Origin of the sequence: Streptomyces sp. NPDC127190 (genome assembly GCF_042672505.1) — a bacterium.
Classification (GTDB): Bacteria; Actinomycetota; Actinomycetes; order Streptomycetales; family Streptomycetaceae; genus Streptomyces.
In genome coordinates, this window is the sequence record NZ_JBHXVE010000009.1 from 80,948 (window position 1) to 94,987 (window position 14,040).

The 14,040-nt window shown below is 71.5% G+C and carries 12 protein-coding genes; 9 read left to right on the forward strand and 3 right to left on the reverse strand.

The window, feature by feature from the left end; genetic code table 11:
• Nucleotides 1-136: 136 nt before the first annotated feature.
• From ACFVIU_RS16250 to ACFVIU_RS16275, 6 genes are all read left to right on the forward strand, one after another.
• Entirely contained in the window at nt 137-1,348 is a 1,212-nt protein-coding gene (locus ACFVIU_RS16250; RefSeq protein WP_385843116.1) for a phosphoglycerate kinase, read from the forward strand.
• A 6-nt stretch (nt 1,349-1,354) separates the two neighbouring features.
• The gene (gene tpiA, locus ACFVIU_RS16255) at nt 1,355-2,131 is read left to right on the forward strand and encodes a triose-phosphate isomerase (RefSeq protein ID WP_385843117.1); all 777 of its coding nucleotides are present in this window, start codon (nt 1,355-1,357) and stop codon (nt 2,129-2,131) included.
• A 114-nt stretch (nt 2,132-2,245) separates the two neighbouring features.
• Nucleotides 2,246-2,476 (forward strand): preprotein translocase subunit SecG, encoded by a 231-nt coding sequence (gene secG / locus ACFVIU_RS16260; RefSeq protein ID WP_385843305.1) that lies wholly within the window; start codon nt 2,246-2,248, stop codon nt 2,474-2,476.
• Between the two features lie 205 nt (nt 2,477-2,681).
• Nucleotides 2,682-3,017, forward strand: coding sequence for an RNA polymerase-binding protein RbpA (locus ACFVIU_RS16265; protein ID WP_010352468.1), 336 nt, complete (start codon nt 2,682-2,684; stop codon nt 3,015-3,017).
• A gap of 205 nt (nt 3,018-3,222) precedes the next feature.
• Nucleotides 3,223-4,875 carry a glucose-6-phosphate isomerase gene (gene pgi, locus ACFVIU_RS16270; protein WP_385843119.1) on the forward strand — a complete coding sequence of 551 codons (1,653 nt, stop codon included), beginning with the start codon at nt 3,223-3,225 and terminating at the stop codon, nt 4,873-4,875.
• 91 nt (nt 4,876-4,966) lie between these two features.
• Complete coding sequence (locus ACFVIU_RS16275; protein ID WP_385843120.1) at nt 4,967-5,797, forward strand: hypothetical protein; 831 nt, start codon at nt 4,967-4,969, stop codon at nt 5,795-5,797.
• A gap of 25 nt (nt 5,798-5,822) precedes the next feature.
• On the opposite strand, the gene ACFVIU_RS16280 is transcribed toward ACFVIU_RS16275, so the two are convergent.
• The 3 genes from ACFVIU_RS16280 to ACFVIU_RS16290 are packed head-to-tail and all read right to left on the reverse strand — an operon-like array spanning nt 5,823 to nt 9,375.
• Nucleotides 5,823-8,117 carry an FtsX-like permease family protein gene (locus ACFVIU_RS16280; protein WP_385843121.1) on the reverse strand — a complete coding sequence of 765 codons (2,295 nt, stop codon included), beginning with the start codon at nt 8,115-8,117 and terminating at the stop codon, nt 5,823-5,825.
• Between the two features lie 2 nt (nt 8,118-8,119).
• Entirely contained in the window at nt 8,120-8,872 is a 753-nt protein-coding gene (locus tag ACFVIU_RS16285) for an ABC transporter ATP-binding protein (protein WP_385843122.1), read from the reverse strand.
• Nucleotides 8,869-9,375, reverse strand: coding sequence for a PadR family transcriptional regulator (locus tag ACFVIU_RS16290; RefSeq protein WP_385843123.1), 507 nt, complete (start codon nt 9,373-9,375; stop codon nt 8,869-8,871). Before ACFVIU_RS16290 ends, ACFVIU_RS16285 begins: the two co-directional genes overlap by 4 nt.
• 130 nt (nt 9,376-9,505) lie before the next feature.
• Here ACFVIU_RS16290 and ACFVIU_RS16295 point away from each other — a divergent pair, with 130 nt between their 5' ends.
• The 3 genes from ACFVIU_RS16295 (at nt 9,506) to ACFVIU_RS16305 (ending at nt 13,887) form a co-directional block, all read left to right on the forward strand.
• Nucleotides 9,506-10,777 (forward strand): ABC transporter substrate-binding protein, encoded by a 1,272-nt coding sequence (locus ACFVIU_RS16295; RefSeq protein WP_385843124.1) that lies wholly within the window; start codon nt 9,506-9,508, stop codon nt 10,775-10,777.
• Between the two features lie 145 nt (nt 10,778-10,922).
• A complete protein-coding gene (locus tag ACFVIU_RS16300) occupies nt 10,923-12,533 on the forward strand; it encodes a glycoside hydrolase family 13 protein (RefSeq protein WP_385843125.1) in 1,611 nt (536 codons plus the stop codon).
• 28 nt (nt 12,534-12,561) lie between these two features.
• On the forward strand, nt 12,562-13,887 hold the full coding sequence (locus ACFVIU_RS16305) for an ABC transporter substrate-binding protein (protein ID WP_385843127.1): 1,326 nt from the start codon (nt 12,562-12,564) through the stop codon (nt 13,885-13,887).
• The last annotated feature ends 153 nt before the right edge of the window (nt 13,888-14,040 follow it).

Consider the following 14,040-nt stretch of genomic DNA (forward strand, 5'->3'; position numbering starts at 1 on the left):
GAACACCGCAGCAGGACCTTGAAGTGAGTGCAGGGCTCGGGCAGCGCGCCGTCGCGCTGTCCGGGCCCTGTCTCGCGTACGGACCACGTCCTTTTACGATCAGGTGCACCACGAGCCCTCCCCAGGAGTCCACTCAATGAAGACGATCGACGAACTTCTCGCCGCCGGTGTGCGCGGCAAGCGGGTCTTCGTCCGCGCCGACCTCAACGTGCCGCTGGACGGTACGACCATCACCGACGACGGCCGTATCCGCGCCGTCGCGCCCACCGTCAAGGCCCTCACGGAGGCGGGCGCCAAGGTGGTCGTGGCCTCGCACCTGGGCCGTCCCAAGGGCGCCCCGGACCCCGCCTTCTCCCTCGCCCCGGCCGCCTCGCGACTGGGCGAGATCATCGGCTCCGCCGTCGCCTTCGCGGCCGACACCGTCGGACAGTCCGCCAAGGACGCGGTCGCCGGCCTGACGGAGGGCCAGGTCGCCGTCCTGGAGAACCTCCGCTTCAACCCCGGCGAGACGTCCAAGGACGACGCCGAGCGCGCCGCCTTCGCCGAGCAGCTCGCCGCCCTCGCCGATGTGTACGTCGGTGACGGCTTCGGCGCGGTGCACCGCAAGCACGCCTCCGTCTACGACCTCCCGGCCAAGCTGCCGCACTACGCCGGCTACCTCATCGCCACCGAGGTCGGCGTCCTGAAGAAGCTCACCGACGAGGTGCAGCGCCCGTACGTGGTCGTGCTGGGCGGCGCCAAGGTCTCCGACAAGCTGGGCGTCATCGACAACCTGCTCAAGAAGGCCGACCGCATCCTGATCGGCGGCGGCATGGCGTACACCTTCCTCGCCGCCAAGGGTCTCGAGGTGGGCATCTCGCTGCTCCAGGAGGACCAGAAGGACCGGTGCCTGGAGTACCTGGCGGAGGCGGAGAAGCGCGGCGTGGAGTTCGTGCTCCCCGTCGACGTCCTGGTCGCGTCCGAGTTCCCGGACCTGAAGACCAAGGCGCCCGCCCACCCCGACACCGTCTCCGCGGACGCCATCCCGGCGGACAAGGAGGGTCTCGACATCGGTCCGAAGACCCGGGAGCTGTACGCCGCGAAGCTGGCCGACGCCGGTACGGTCTTCTGGAACGGCCCCATGGGTGTCTTCGAGCACCCCGACTACGCGAACGGCACCAAGGCCGTCGCGCAGGCACTGCTGGACTCGCCGGGCTTCACCGTCGTCGGCGGCGGTGACTCGGCCGCGGCCGTGCGCACGCTCGGCTTCGACGAGAACGCGTTCGGCCACATCTCGACCGGTGGCGGCGCCTCCCTCGAATACCTCGAGGGCAAGACGCTCCCCGGCCTCGCCGCACTGGAGGACTGACCCCGCATGACCACTCGCACGCCGCTGATGGCGGGCAACTGGAAGATGAACCTCAACCACCTGGAGGCCATCGCCCACGTCCAGAAGCTCGCCTTCGCCCTGGCCGACAAGGACTACGAGGCCGTAGAGGTCGCCGTCCTGCCGCCCTTCACCGACCTGCGCTCCGTGCAGACCCTGGTCGACGGCGACAAGCTCAAGATCAAGTACGGCGCCCAGGACATCTCGCAGCACGACTCCGGTGCCTACACCGGCGAGATCTCCGGCTCGATGCTGGCCAAGCTCAAGTGCACGTTCGTGGCCATCGGCCACTCCGAGCGCCGCCAGTACCACAACGAGACCGACGAGCTGGTCAACGCCAAGGTCAAGGCCGCCTACAAGCACGGCCTGACCCCGATCCTGTGCGTCGGCGAGGAGCTGGAGGTCCGTGAGGCGGGCAACCACGTCGCCCACACCCTCGCCCAGGTCGAGGGCGGTCTCAAGGACCTGCCCGCCGAGCAGGCCGAGACCGTGGTGATCGCCTACGAGCCCGTGTGGGCCATCGGCACCGGCAAGGTCTGCGGCGCCGAGGACGCGCAGGAGGTCTGCGCCGCCATCCGCGCCAAGCTCGCGGAGCTGTACTCGCAGGATCTGGCCGACAAGGTGCGCATCCAGTACGGCGGCTCCGTCAAGTCGGGCAACGTCGCCGAGATCATGGCGCAGGCCGACATCGACGGCGCTCTGGTCGGCGGCGCCTCGCTGGACGCCGACGAGTTCGTCAAGATCGTGCGATTCCGCGACCAGTGATCCGAGCTGTGAGTATGCGGTAGGCGCGATCCGTCGTACCCTTGCGGGGTCCAGCGCTGTGTGCTGGGCCCCGTCGTCCCATCCGAATCCGAGGAAGTTGGTCCAGCCGTGGTTTTGGGGTTCTCGATCGCCCTGATCATCTTCAGCCTGCTGCTGATGCTGCTGGTCTTGATGCACAAGGGGAAGGGCGGCGGCCTCTCCGACATGTTCGGCGGCGGCATGCAGTCCTCCGTCGGCGGCTCCTCGGTCGCCGAGCGCAACCTTGACCGGATCACCATCGTGATCGGCGTGCTGTGGTTCGCGTGCATCATCGTCCTCGGCATCCTGATGAAGACGAACAGCTGACGCGGACGATCCGCACATTCCGTACGTAACGCCCCATGTTCGGTACGCGCTCGTGAGCGCGGCCTATCATGGGGCTTGCGTCTAGGTGTGGGGTCTTGTAACTCCAATCACTGGACGCGCGTTGGGCCTTACGTAGACTGAGGCGCTCGCAGCGAAGCGAAACGCCGACTCGCTTCGCGGCACCATCACGCAGGGAGTTACGACCGTGGCAAGTGGCAACGCGATCCGGGGAAGCCGGGTCGGGGCGGGGCCGATGGGCGAGGCCGAGCGCGGCGAGTCCGCGCCGCGTCTGCGCATCTCCTTCTGGTGCTCCAACGGGCATGAGACGCAGCCCAGCTTCGCCAGCGACGCACAGGTCCCCGACACCTGGGACTGCCCGCGCTGCGGCTTCCCGGCCGGCCAGGACCGGGACAATCCGCCGGCCCCGCCGCGCACCGAGCCCTACAAGACGCACCTCGCGTATGTACGGGAGCGGCGCAGCGACGCGGACGGCGAGGCGATCCTCGCCGAGGCGCTCGCCAAACTGCGGGGCGAGATCTAGGAGTTCGAGACCGGCCGGGCGCCTGTGGGTGCCGGGCCGGAGTCGTCTTCCGGCCCGTGCGGCCGACCGCTGCTCATCGTGCCGGCCTTCACCCCGGCAGCCCTTCGGATCCTCCTCGACACCGCTGACACCGCCCTGATACCGGCGGGGTGATCAATTAGGTTGGAACCGCTGGGACAGGCACGAAAGAAGGCTGAAGTCGGACATGAACGCAGACGGCCGTACCAGGCTCCACCAGATGCCCGAGTGGACCGCGCTCGCCAAGCACCGGGAGGAGCTGGCCGACACCGGTCTGAGGGAGCTGTTCGCCTCCGACCCCGGGCGGGGCAGCGGGTACACGCTCCAGGTCGGCGATCTCCACATCGACTACTCCAAGCACCTGGTCACCGAGGAGACGCTCCGGCTGCTGCGCGAGCTGGCCGCGGCGACCGACGTGTTCGGGCTGCGGGACGCCATGTTCCGCGGTGAGAAGATCAATGTCACCGAGGACCGGGCGGTGCTGCACACCGCGCTGCGCGCGCCGCGGGACGCGGTGATCGAGGTCGACGGCGAGAACGTCGTACCGAAGGTGCACGCGGTGCTGGACAGGATGAGCGACTTCGCCGACCGGGTCCGCTCCGGTGCCTGGACCGGCCACACCGGCAAGCGCATCAGGAACGTCGTCAACATCGGCATCGGCGGCTCCGACCTCGGCCCCGCGATGGCCTACGAGGTGCTGCGCAGCTTCACCGACCGCGAGCTGACGGTCCGTTTCGTCTCCAACGTGGACGGCGCCGACCTGCACGAGGCCACCCGCGACCTGGACCCGGCGGAGACGCTGTTCATCATCGCGTCCAAGACCTTCACCACCATCGAGACCATCACCAACGCGACCTCCGCCCGGACGTGGCTGCTGGACGCGCTCGGTGACCAGGCCGCGGTCGCCCGGCACTTCGTGGCGCTGTCGACCAACGCCGAGAAGGTCGCCGAGTTCGGGATCGACACGGCCAACATGTTCGAGTTCTGGGACTGGGTCGGCGGCCGCTACTCGTACGACTCCGCGATCGGCCTGTCCCTGATGATCGCCATCGGGCCGGACCGCTTCCGGGAGATGCTCGACGGCTTCCGGATCGTCGACGACCACTTCCGCACCGCCCCGGCCGAGGCCAACGCCCCGCTGCTGCTGGGCCTGCTGGGCATCTGGTACGGCAACTTCCACGACGCCCAGTCGCACGCGGTGCTGCCGTACAGCCACTACCTGTCCAAGTTCACCGCCTACCTCCAGCAGCTGGACATGGAGTCCAACGGCAAGTCGGTGCAGCGGGACGGGGAGCCCGTGGACTGGCAGACCGGGCCGGTCGTCTGGGGCACCCCGGGCACCAACGGCCAGCACGCCTACTACCAGTTGATCCACCAGGGCACCAAGCTGATCCCGGCCGACTTCATCGGCTTCGCCCGCCCGGTCGCCGAGCTGAGCGGGGAACTCAAGGCGCAGCACGACCTGCTGATGGCCAACTTCTTCGCCCAGACCCAGGCGCTCGCCTTCGGCAAGACCGCCGACGAGGTCCGCGCGGAGGGGGTGCCGGAGGAGCTGGTCCCGCACAAGACGTTCCAGGGGAACCGGCCGACGACCACCATCCTGGCGAAGGAACTCACCCCGTCCGTGCTCGGCCAGCTCGTCGCGCTCTACGAGCACAAGGTGTTCGTGCAGGGCGCGGTGTGGAACATCGACTCCTTCGACCAGTGGGGCGTGGAGCTGGGCAAGGTGCTGGCCAAGCGGGTCGAGCCGGCGCTGACCGAGGGGGCGGAGGTGGCAGGCCTCGACGCGTCGACCACGGCGCTGGTCGCCAAGTACCGGGAACTGCGCGGCCGTAGCTGACCCAGGACCGCGGGAGCCGGGCGCGGCGCACACCGCCCGGCTCCCGTACACTCCCGGTGATCATGTGAGTCATGACGCGGGGGAGTGTGTGGTGGCCCGTGGGCGGGGGAGACGTACGGGGTCCGGTCCGGCCGGCCGGAACTATCTGAAGGCGCATCACGCGGCCTCGGCGGTGTTCCATCCGGGATGGATACCCGAGCCGCTGGATCCGGCGGTCGAGCAGCTCAAGCGGATCCGCGTCGCCGCCGGCACGGTCGCGGCGGTGGGTGTCTACACCTTCGTGGAGGGCGGCTTCGCTCCCCAGGAGATGCTGGAGAACCTGCTGATCGCCTCGCTCGTCCTGCTGGTCGTCACCCCGCTCACGGTCGGGGTGATGCTCTGGATCTGGCGGCGCGGCGGAAGCCTGCGCCCGCTGCGGCCGGCACTGCTGCGGGCGCTGGGCCTGCTGGTGACCTTCGTCGGCTCGGCCGTCGTGACCGTCCTGCTGCTCCAGAACGGCACCGCGCTGAGCGGGGGTCTGCTGGTGATCCCGGTGGGTGTGCTGACGCTGTGGCTGGTGTGGTTCGTCGGTGCCGGAGCCCTGCGGATCACCGGCAACTTCTTCGGCACGGCGGCCGTACACCGCTGTCTGCCGCCGCTGCTCGCCATCGTCACCAGCTGGCTGATGGCCCTGCCCGATCTGCTCACCGGTGATCTGCACGGTCTCGGACTGACGCTGGGCATCGTCTTCATTCTCGGCGCCCCGGTCACGGTCACGGCCATCGCGCTGTACGAGATGGCCCGGCTCAAGCGGAGGCATGGCATCCGGCTGGCCGCCCACCCGTCGCTGCGCACCCCGCGCCAGGCGCCGTACACCAGCGGCCACGGGCCCTACACCAGCGGCTACGGGCCGTACAACAGCAGTAATCCATACGGCCGTTGACGCCCGGCGGCCCAGCCCCCCGCCCTCAGGCCACCGCGCTCAGCGTGTCCGCCAGGCGGCGGCGGGTCGCTCGGGCCGCGGGCAGGGCGGCGAGCGCGGCCGAGCCCAGGACGGCCGCCGAGCCCAGCAGAAGCAGCAGCCCGGCGGACGGGGACTGGGCGATCCCCGCGCCGATGCCGCTGGAGGCGCCCTGGGCGTCGATCAGCCGGTGGGCCAGCGGCAGCCCCAGGGCGGTGGCGAGAAGCATCGCGGCCAGCGCCGTACCGCTCGTGGCCGTGACGGTGATCGCGGTGATCTGGCGCGGGGACATGCCGATCGCCCTGAGCGCGAGCAGGTCCCGCTCGCCCTCGCGGACGCTGCCGCCGATCGCGGTCAGCAGCTCCACCAGCCCGATCAGGGCCAGTACGGCGATCAGTCCGGCGACGACTCCGCGCAGCGGGGACAGCCCGTCGGCCGGATTGGTCACGGTGTGCACGTCCAGACGGCCGTGACCGGCCGCGGTGAGCGCGGCGGCCACCCGGTGCGGGTCGGCGCCGGGCCGCAGCCGCAGCTGGTAGAAGGCGGGAGCGAGCCCCGGGGCGTTCTCCCGGAGGGTGTCCAGGGAGGCCGTGACGACCCGGCCGGCGTTCTGCGGTTCGATGCTGCGGCCGACGATGTGCAGGATCTGCGGCCGGTCGCCGACCGTCAGCCGCACCCAGTCGCCGACCTGCGCGTGCAGCAGGTCCAGCAGGCCCTGGCCGGCCACCGCCTCGTCCGGCCCGTGTGCGGCGCGGCCCTCGGCGAGGGCGCAGGGGTAGGGCCGCGCGTCGGTGCCGAGGCCGCGCAGCGCGATGGTCCCGGTCTGCCCGGGCACCAGCGCGGCCAGTTCGACGCCCGGATAGGCGGCGGCCACCCGGGAGTCGTGTGCCAGCAGGGCGCGGACGGTGTCCGGTCGCCCGTCCGAGCGGACGGTGAGGGAGGTGGGCAGCCCGACCCGGTCCGGGCTGCTGTGGAAGCGGTCGATCGTGGTCCAGGCGCTGAGCGCCACCACGATCAGCAGCAGCGGCAGCGTCAGCCGGGCCACCGTGGCCAGTGACCGGCCGCGCCCCGCGCACAGCTTGTGGCAGCCGAGGACCAGCGCGGCCGGCAGCCGCAGCCCCAGCGCCCGCCGGGCCGGACCGGAGAGCCGTCCGCCCGCCGGTGCGTCGGGGCGCGGCACCGGAACCGGCGGCACCCGGCCCGCCCGCCAGGCCGCGAGGCCCGTGGTCAGGCCGATGAAGAGCACCGCGGCCACGGGCACCGCGCACAGCGCCACGGTGTGCCCGGGCAGCCCCTGCCACACGCCCACCGCGTCGCCGAGCCGCCCGGGGATCCGGCTGCCCAGCGTCTCGGTGAGCGCGGCGGCGGCCAGGGCGCCGAGCAGGGCGTAGGCGAGATGCTGGAGCAGGAAGACCCGGACGACCTGGCCGGGGGTGAAGCCGATCGCCTTCAGTACCGACAGGTCCCGCAGGTGTCCGCGGATCCGGGTGGCGATCGCCCCGTGCACCGCGAGACCGGCGGCGATCAGCGCGCCCAGCCCGAACAGGCCGAGCACCTGGCCCAGCAGCCGGTTGTCGCCCTGGGCCGCGGCCCGCGCCTGCTGCCAGGTGGACACCTCGCCGACCGCGCCCGCGCCCAGCGCGGTGACGGCGCGCTGCACCGCGTAGTCGGTGTCGGCCGGATCGCCGAGCCGCAGCCCGATGACCTGGCCGCCGGGTGCCCGCACCGCGGAGGGCAGCGCCCAGACCAGGCCCGGCTGCTCGCCCGGGGTGTACGGGACCTCGGCGCTGTCGGCGACGCCCTCGACGGTCAGGGTGCGGGCGGTGCCGGGCAGGCTGAGGGTGTCGCCGGGTTCGGCCAGCAGGGCGCGGGCCAGGCTGCTCTCCAGCACGACCCCGTCCGGCCGGGCCGGATCCAGCCAGTGCCCGCTGGTGAGCAGCGGCCGGCCCACGGCGGGCGGCCGGGGGGTGCCGCGCAGCTCCACGGAGGCACGGGTGCCGCGTACGGCGACGGTGACGGACTCGGTGCGGTAGGGACCGGCGACGGCGGTGACGCCGTCCAGCCGGGCGAGCCGGCCGGCGTCCGCGGTCGGCATGGTGTGCAGCCAGACATGCGCCCCGCGCGCCGCGGCGAAGGTGCGCTGCCAGGGGTTGGTGGCATAGCCGAACAGGGCGGTGGCCAGCAGCAGCGAGACGACGATGCCGGCGGTGGCCAGCACCAGGAACAGCGCCTCGCCGCGGTGGGTGCGCAGATCGGAGTGGGCCCAGCGCAGGGTGGCCCGTACGTCCCTCAGATCCAGCACGGTCAGTCCCTCAGCTCCAGCACCCCGGAGATGCCACCGCGGCGGGGCGGCGGGGCGGTGTCCAGCGCCGCGTCGTCCGCGATCCGGCCGTCGAAGAAGCTGATCACCCGGTCGGCCGCGCTCGCCAGCCGGGCGTCATGCGTGACCAGGACGATCGTCTGGCCGCGCCCGTGGAAGCGGGACAGCAGCCGCATCACCTCGCGGGTGCCCTTGCTGTCCAGGCTCCCGGCGGGTTCGTCCGCCAGCAGCAGCGGCGGATGGTTGACCAGGGCCCGGGCGAGGGCGACCCGCTGCTGCTCGCCGCCGGACAGCTCGCCCGGCATGCTGCGCTCCTTGCCGGCGAGGCCCAGCTCGGCCAGGAGCGCCTCGCGCTCGGCGCGGGCCTGCTTCGGCGGGACCCCGGCGAGCAGGGCGGGCAGTTCCACGTTGTCGGCGACGGACAGGTTGGACACCAGGTTGAAGAACTGGAAGACGATGCCGATGGCCCTGCGCCGCTCCACCGCCCAGCGGGCCTCACCGAAGGAGTCGGTGCACCGGCCGTCCAGCCAGATGCTGCCCTCGTCCGGCCGTTGCAGCCCGCCCAGCAGGTGCAGCAGGGTCGACTTCCCGGCGCCGGACGGGCCGGTGATCGCCACGAACTCGCCGCGGGCCACGCTCAGGTCGACCCCGCGGACGGCATGCGCGGGCGCGCCCTCCCCGTGATGGGTCTTGACCAGCCCCTCGGCGCGCAGCACCGGAACACTGTCCTCGCTCATTCCAGTTCCTCCTGGCACCGCTCCAGCCAGTCGAGGTCGGCTTGCAGGTGCAGCATCGCGCCCTCGATCAGCAGATGGGCGATTCTGTTGTCCCGGTCCTCGGCCGCGGCCAGTTTCGACAGGCTGCGCATGGTGTTGAGGTACTGGCGCCGCTGCCGGTTGATGAGGGTGATCTGGTCGGCGAGACCGGTCTGCGGGGCGAGGGCGAGCTTCATGAAGAACTCGTCCCGTACCCGCGGCTCGTCCTCGGTCTCCTCGAACCAGACGTGCAGCGCCTCCCGACCGGCGTCGGTGAGGTGGTAGACCTTCTTGTTGGGCCGGCTGGACTGCTCGACGTCCTCGCCCTCGATCAGCCCGGACTTCTCCAGGCGGCCGAGGGTGACGTAGACCTGGCCGACGTTCGGCTGAGGGTACGCGGAGCCCAGCAGTTGCTCAAGGTCCTGCTTCAGTTCATAGCCGTGGGCCGGGCCGCGGGCCAGGAGTGCCAGGAGAGCCAGGCGCACGCGTGCTGTCCTCCTGTCCTCTCACAATGTGCTCCAGGCTCTAGTATCGCCCATACCTAACAGGTATACATGGCCTCTGACTCCCGGCGAGGGCGCCCGGAGCCATGTGTACGTGTGCAAGGAGGAACCTATGCGGTGGATACGCGCCGCCGGTAGGGGCCTCCTCGTTCTCGTGGTGATCGTCACCGGGTACGTCGCCTCCGGGGTCCGGTCCGACGGGGGCGCGCACAGCGGGCGCGGCCCGCTGACCCTGGCCACCGCCGGCGATCTCACCGGTTATCTCGGACCGCTGCTCCAGGGCTGGAACCGCACCCATCCCGGCGAGAAGGTCACGCTCGTCGAGCTGCCGGACTCCGCCGACGAGACCCATGCGCAGATGACCACCGACCTGCGCGGCGGCGACCGGGGCCGCTTCGACGTCCTCAACATCGACGTCAACTGGACCTCGGAGTTCGCGGCGGCCGGCTGGATCCGCCCGCTGCCCCGCAGCCGCTTCCCGCTGCGCAGCTTCCTGCCGCCGGTGGTGGACACGGCGACCTACGAGGGACGGCTGTACGCGGTCCCGTACGTCACCAACGCCGGACTTCTCCTCTACCGCAGGGACGTCCTCGCCAAGGAGGGCGTGCCCCCGCCGCGCACCTGGGCCGAGCTGGAGCACGACGCGCGGACGATCGCGCCGAAGTACCACCTCGGCGGCTACGCGGGCCAGTTCCTGCCCTACGAGGGCCTCACCGTCAACGCGGCCGAGGCCGTCTACTCGGCGGGCGGCACGATCCTCGGCGACGAGGGCACCCGGGTCACCGTCGACTCGGCGGCCGCCCGCGAGGGCATCGGCTTCCTCGCCCGGGGGCTGCGCGAGGGGTGGATACCGAAGCAGGCGCTGACGTACAAGGAGGAGGAGTCCAAACAGGCCTTCCAGGACGGCAGGCTGCTCTTCCTGCGCAACTGGCCCTACGCCTACGCCGTCGCCTCCGCCCGCGGCTCCGAGGTCGCCGGGAAGATCGGCGCCGTACCGCTGCCCGGACCCGACGGGCCGGGGACGAGCGTCCTCGGGGGCTCCAACCTGGCGGTCAACTCCCATGCGCGGCACCCCGATTCGGCCGCGCGGCTGATCGCCTACCTCACCAGCGCACCGGTCCAGCGCCAGGTGCTCGTCCGGGGCGCGCTGCCTCCCGTACGCGCCGCGCTCTACCAGGACCCCGGGCTGATCCGGCGGTTCCCCTATCTGCCGACCCTGCGCACCGCCGTGCTCACCGCCGCGCCGCGCCCGAAGAGCGCGCACTACGACCAGGTCAGCCTGGTGGTGCAGGCGGTGGTGTACGGCGCCCTGACCGGCCGGCAGACGCCCGAGCAGGCGGTGCGGCGGCTGGCGCACGAGCTGGACGCGATCGCCCACCGCTGACCTCTTCTAGTTACTTGTTAGGTAACGCGGACATCTCATCTGGCTTCGGATTGTCCTAATGCATCCCGCTTCGCCACCCCAACTCTGCGGTAGCTTCCGTTCTTTTCATTGACACCTCTGCGACACGCCTACCTAACATGCATGCATGTTGAGTAAGTACGGCTGGTGGCGCGACGCGGTGATCTACCAGGTCTATGTCCGCAGCTTTCTGGACAGCACCGGCGACGGCGTCGGCGATCTCGCCGGGGTCCGCGCGGGGCTGCCGTATCTGAAGAAGCTCGGCGTCGACGGCATCTGGCTGAGCCCGTTCTACCCCTCGCCGCAGGCCGACCACGGCTACGACGTGGCCGACTACTGCGACGTCGACCCGCTCTTCGGCGACCTCGCCGAGTTCGACCTGCTGATGGCGGCCGCCCACCGGCTCGGCATCAAGGTCCTCCTCGACATCGTCCCCAACCACTGCTCCAGCGAGCACCCGTGGTTCCGCGAGGCGCTGGCGAGCGAGCCGGGCAGCCCGGCCCGCGCCCGCTTCCACTTCGCCGACGGCCGCGGCCCGGACGGCTCGCAGCCGCCCAACAACTGGCACGCGATGTTCGGCGGCCCCGCCTGGAGCAGGGTCGACGACGGCCAGTGGTACCTGCACATGTTCACCCCCGAACAGCCCGACTGGAACTGGCGCGAGCCCGCCGTCACCGCCGAGTTCGACCGCGTACTGCGCTTCTGGCTCGACCGCGGAGTCGACGGCTTCCGCATCGACGTCGCCGCCGGACTGTTCAAACACCCCGAGCTGCCCGACTCCGACGACCCGGAGGCCGACGCCCGCACCCGCGACTCGGTCAACCCGCTCGCCTGGAACCAGCCCGAGGTGCACGGCATATGGCGGCGGTGGCGCGCGATATGCGAGGAGTACACGGCCCATGACGGCCGGGAACGGCTCCTGGTCGGCGAGGTCTCCGTGCCCACCGCCCGTGAACACGCCCTCTACGTCCGCCCCGACGAACTCCACCAGGCCTTCTTCTTCGACCTGCTCGGCGCCCCCTGGGACGCCGACGCCTTCCGCAAGGTCGTCTCCGAGGCCATGCAGGACATCGCGGGCACCGGCTCCACCGTCACCTGGGTCCTCAACAACCACGACCAGGTCCGCACCGTCACCCGCTACGGGGAACCCGCCCCGCACGGCAGCGGCCTCGGCGCCGCCCGCGCCCGCGCCGCCGCGCTGCTGATGCTGGCGCTGCCCGGAGCCGCGTACATCTACCAGGGCGAGGAGCTGGGCCTGCCCGAGGTCGTCGACCTGCCCGACGACGTCCTCACCGACCCGATCTTCCGCCGCACCGGCAGCCGCGCCCGGATCCGCGACGGCTGCCGGGTGCCGCTGCCCTGGTCCGGACAGGCCTCCCCGTTCGGCTTCACCTCCGGCGCCGAGGGCGCCAGGCCCTGGCTGCCGCAGCCCGACTACTTCGCCGAGTACGCCACCGACCGCGCGCTCGCCGACACCCGCTCCTTCTGGCACCTGTACCGGGAGGGCCTGCACCTGCGCAGGCAACTGCCCCAGCTGGGCGAGGGCTCGCTGCACTGGCTGGACACCCCGCCCGGTGTGCTCGCCTTCGTCCGGGGCGACGGCCTGGTCTGCGCCGTCAACTTCACCACCGCACCCACCCCGGCGCCGGTCTCCGGCACCCCCCTGCTCTCCAGCGGCCCCTGCCCGCCCGGCGTCCTGCCCGGCTCCACGGCGGCCTGGTGGCTCAGCGACCTCTGATCAACCGGTTCTCGAAGGGACATCGACGATGATGCGACGCCGTACCACCCTGCTCACCAGCTGTACCGCCCTCACCCTCGCCCTCGGCGCCACCGCCTGCGGCGGCGGGCCCGTCTCGGCCGGCGGCGGGGACAAGGCGCTCAGCGGCCAGACCGTCACCGTGGCCGGTGTCTGGTCCGGGGCCGAGCAGAAGAACTTCCAGAAGGTGCTGGACGCGTTCACCGCGAAGACCGGCGCCAAGACCCAGTTCGTGTCCACCGGCGACAATGTCTCGACCGTCGTCGGCAGCAAGATCGAGGGCGGCAACGCGCCCGACGTCGTGATGGTCCCGCAGGTCGGCGTGCTCCAGCAGTTCGCGAAGAAGGGCTGGCTGAAGCCGCTGTCCCCGGCCGCGCGAGCGACGGTCACCGCCGACTACGCCCCCGTGTGGAAGAAGTACGGCAGCGTCGACGGCACCCTGTACGGCCTCTACTTCAAGGCCGCCCACAAGTCCACCGTCTGGTACAGCCCCGAGGCCCTCACCCAGGCCGGGGTCAAGCCGCCGAAGACGTACGACGAGATGCTCAAGGACGGGCACACCGTCTCCGACTCCGGGCTCGCCGCGTTCGCGGTCGGCGGCGAGGACGGCTGGACGCTCACCGACTGGTTCGAGAACGTCTACCTCTCCCAGGCCGGTCCGCAGAAGTACGACGCCCTCGCCGCCCACAAGCTGAAGTGGACCGACGCGAGCGTGGTCAAGGCGCTGGGGACGCTCGGCAAGCTGTTCAAGGACAAGCAGCTGATCGCGGGCGGCCGGAAGGAGGCCCTGAACACCGACTTCCCCGGCTCGGTGGAGAAGGTGTTCGGGCCCAAGCCCGAGGCCGGCATGGTCTTCGAGGGCGACTTCGTGGCCGGCGTCGCGCACGACCAGTTCGGCAGGACCATCGGCAAGGACGCGGACTTCTTCCCCTTCCCCGCGGTCGACGGCGGCACGGCACCGGTGGTCAGCGGCGGTGACGCGGCGGTCGTCCTCAAGGACGGCAAGAACGCCACGGCCGGGATGAAGCTCCTGGAGTACCTGGCCACGCCCGAGGCCGCGGCCGTATGGGCGAAGGCGGGCGGCTTCCTGTCCCCCAACAAGAAGCTCGCCCTCACGGCGTACGCCGACGACGTCACCCGCGCCACCGCCAGGTCCCTGGTCTCGGCCGGCGACTCGGTCCGCTTCGACATGTCCGACCAGGCGCCCGCCGCCTTCGGCGGCACCAAGGGCGCGGGGGAGTGGAAGCTGCTCCAGGACTTCCTGCGCGACCCCTCCGACCCCAAGGCGACCGCGGCGAAGCTGGAGTCCGCGGCGGCCAAGGCCTACCAGGACTGAGCGGCCGACCCCATGACCGCCACCGCACTCGTGAAACAGCAGGCGGGCCCGCGGCCCCGGGGGGGGGGGCCCCGCCCCCCGCGGCCGCCGCGCGCGGGGCGCGCGCGGGGGCCGGCGGGGGGGGGGCGCGCCCCGCGCCGCCGCCGGCGGCGG

Excerpts from the sequence above, each read along its gene's own strand:
- tpiA (WP_385843117.1), top strand. The coding sequence starts at position 1,355 with ATGACCACTCGCACGCCGCTGATGGCGGGCAACTGGAAGATGAACCTC.
- ACFVIU_RS16305 (WP_385843127.1), top strand. The coding sequence starts at position 12,562 with ATGATGCGACGCCGTACCACCCTGCTCACCAGCTGTACCGCCCTCACC.
- ACFVIU_RS16285 (WP_385843122.1), bottom strand. The coding sequence starts at position 8,872 with ATGAGCGAGGACAGTGTTCCGGTGCTGCGCGCCGAGGGGCTGGTCAAG.
- pgi (WP_385843119.1), top strand. The coding sequence starts at position 3,223 with ATGAACGCAGACGGCCGTACCAGGCTCCACCAGATGCCCGAGTGGACC.
- ACFVIU_RS16295 (WP_385843124.1), top strand. The coding sequence starts at position 9,506 with ATGCGGTGGATACGCGCCGCCGGTAGGGGCCTCCTCGTTCTCGTGGTG.
- ACFVIU_RS16300 (WP_385843125.1), top strand. The coding sequence starts at position 10,923 with ATGTTGAGTAAGTACGGCTGGTGGCGCGACGCGGTGATCTACCAGGTC.
- ACFVIU_RS16250 (WP_385843116.1), top strand. The coding sequence starts at position 137 with ATGAAGACGATCGACGAACTTCTCGCCGCCGGTGTGCGCGGCAAGCGG.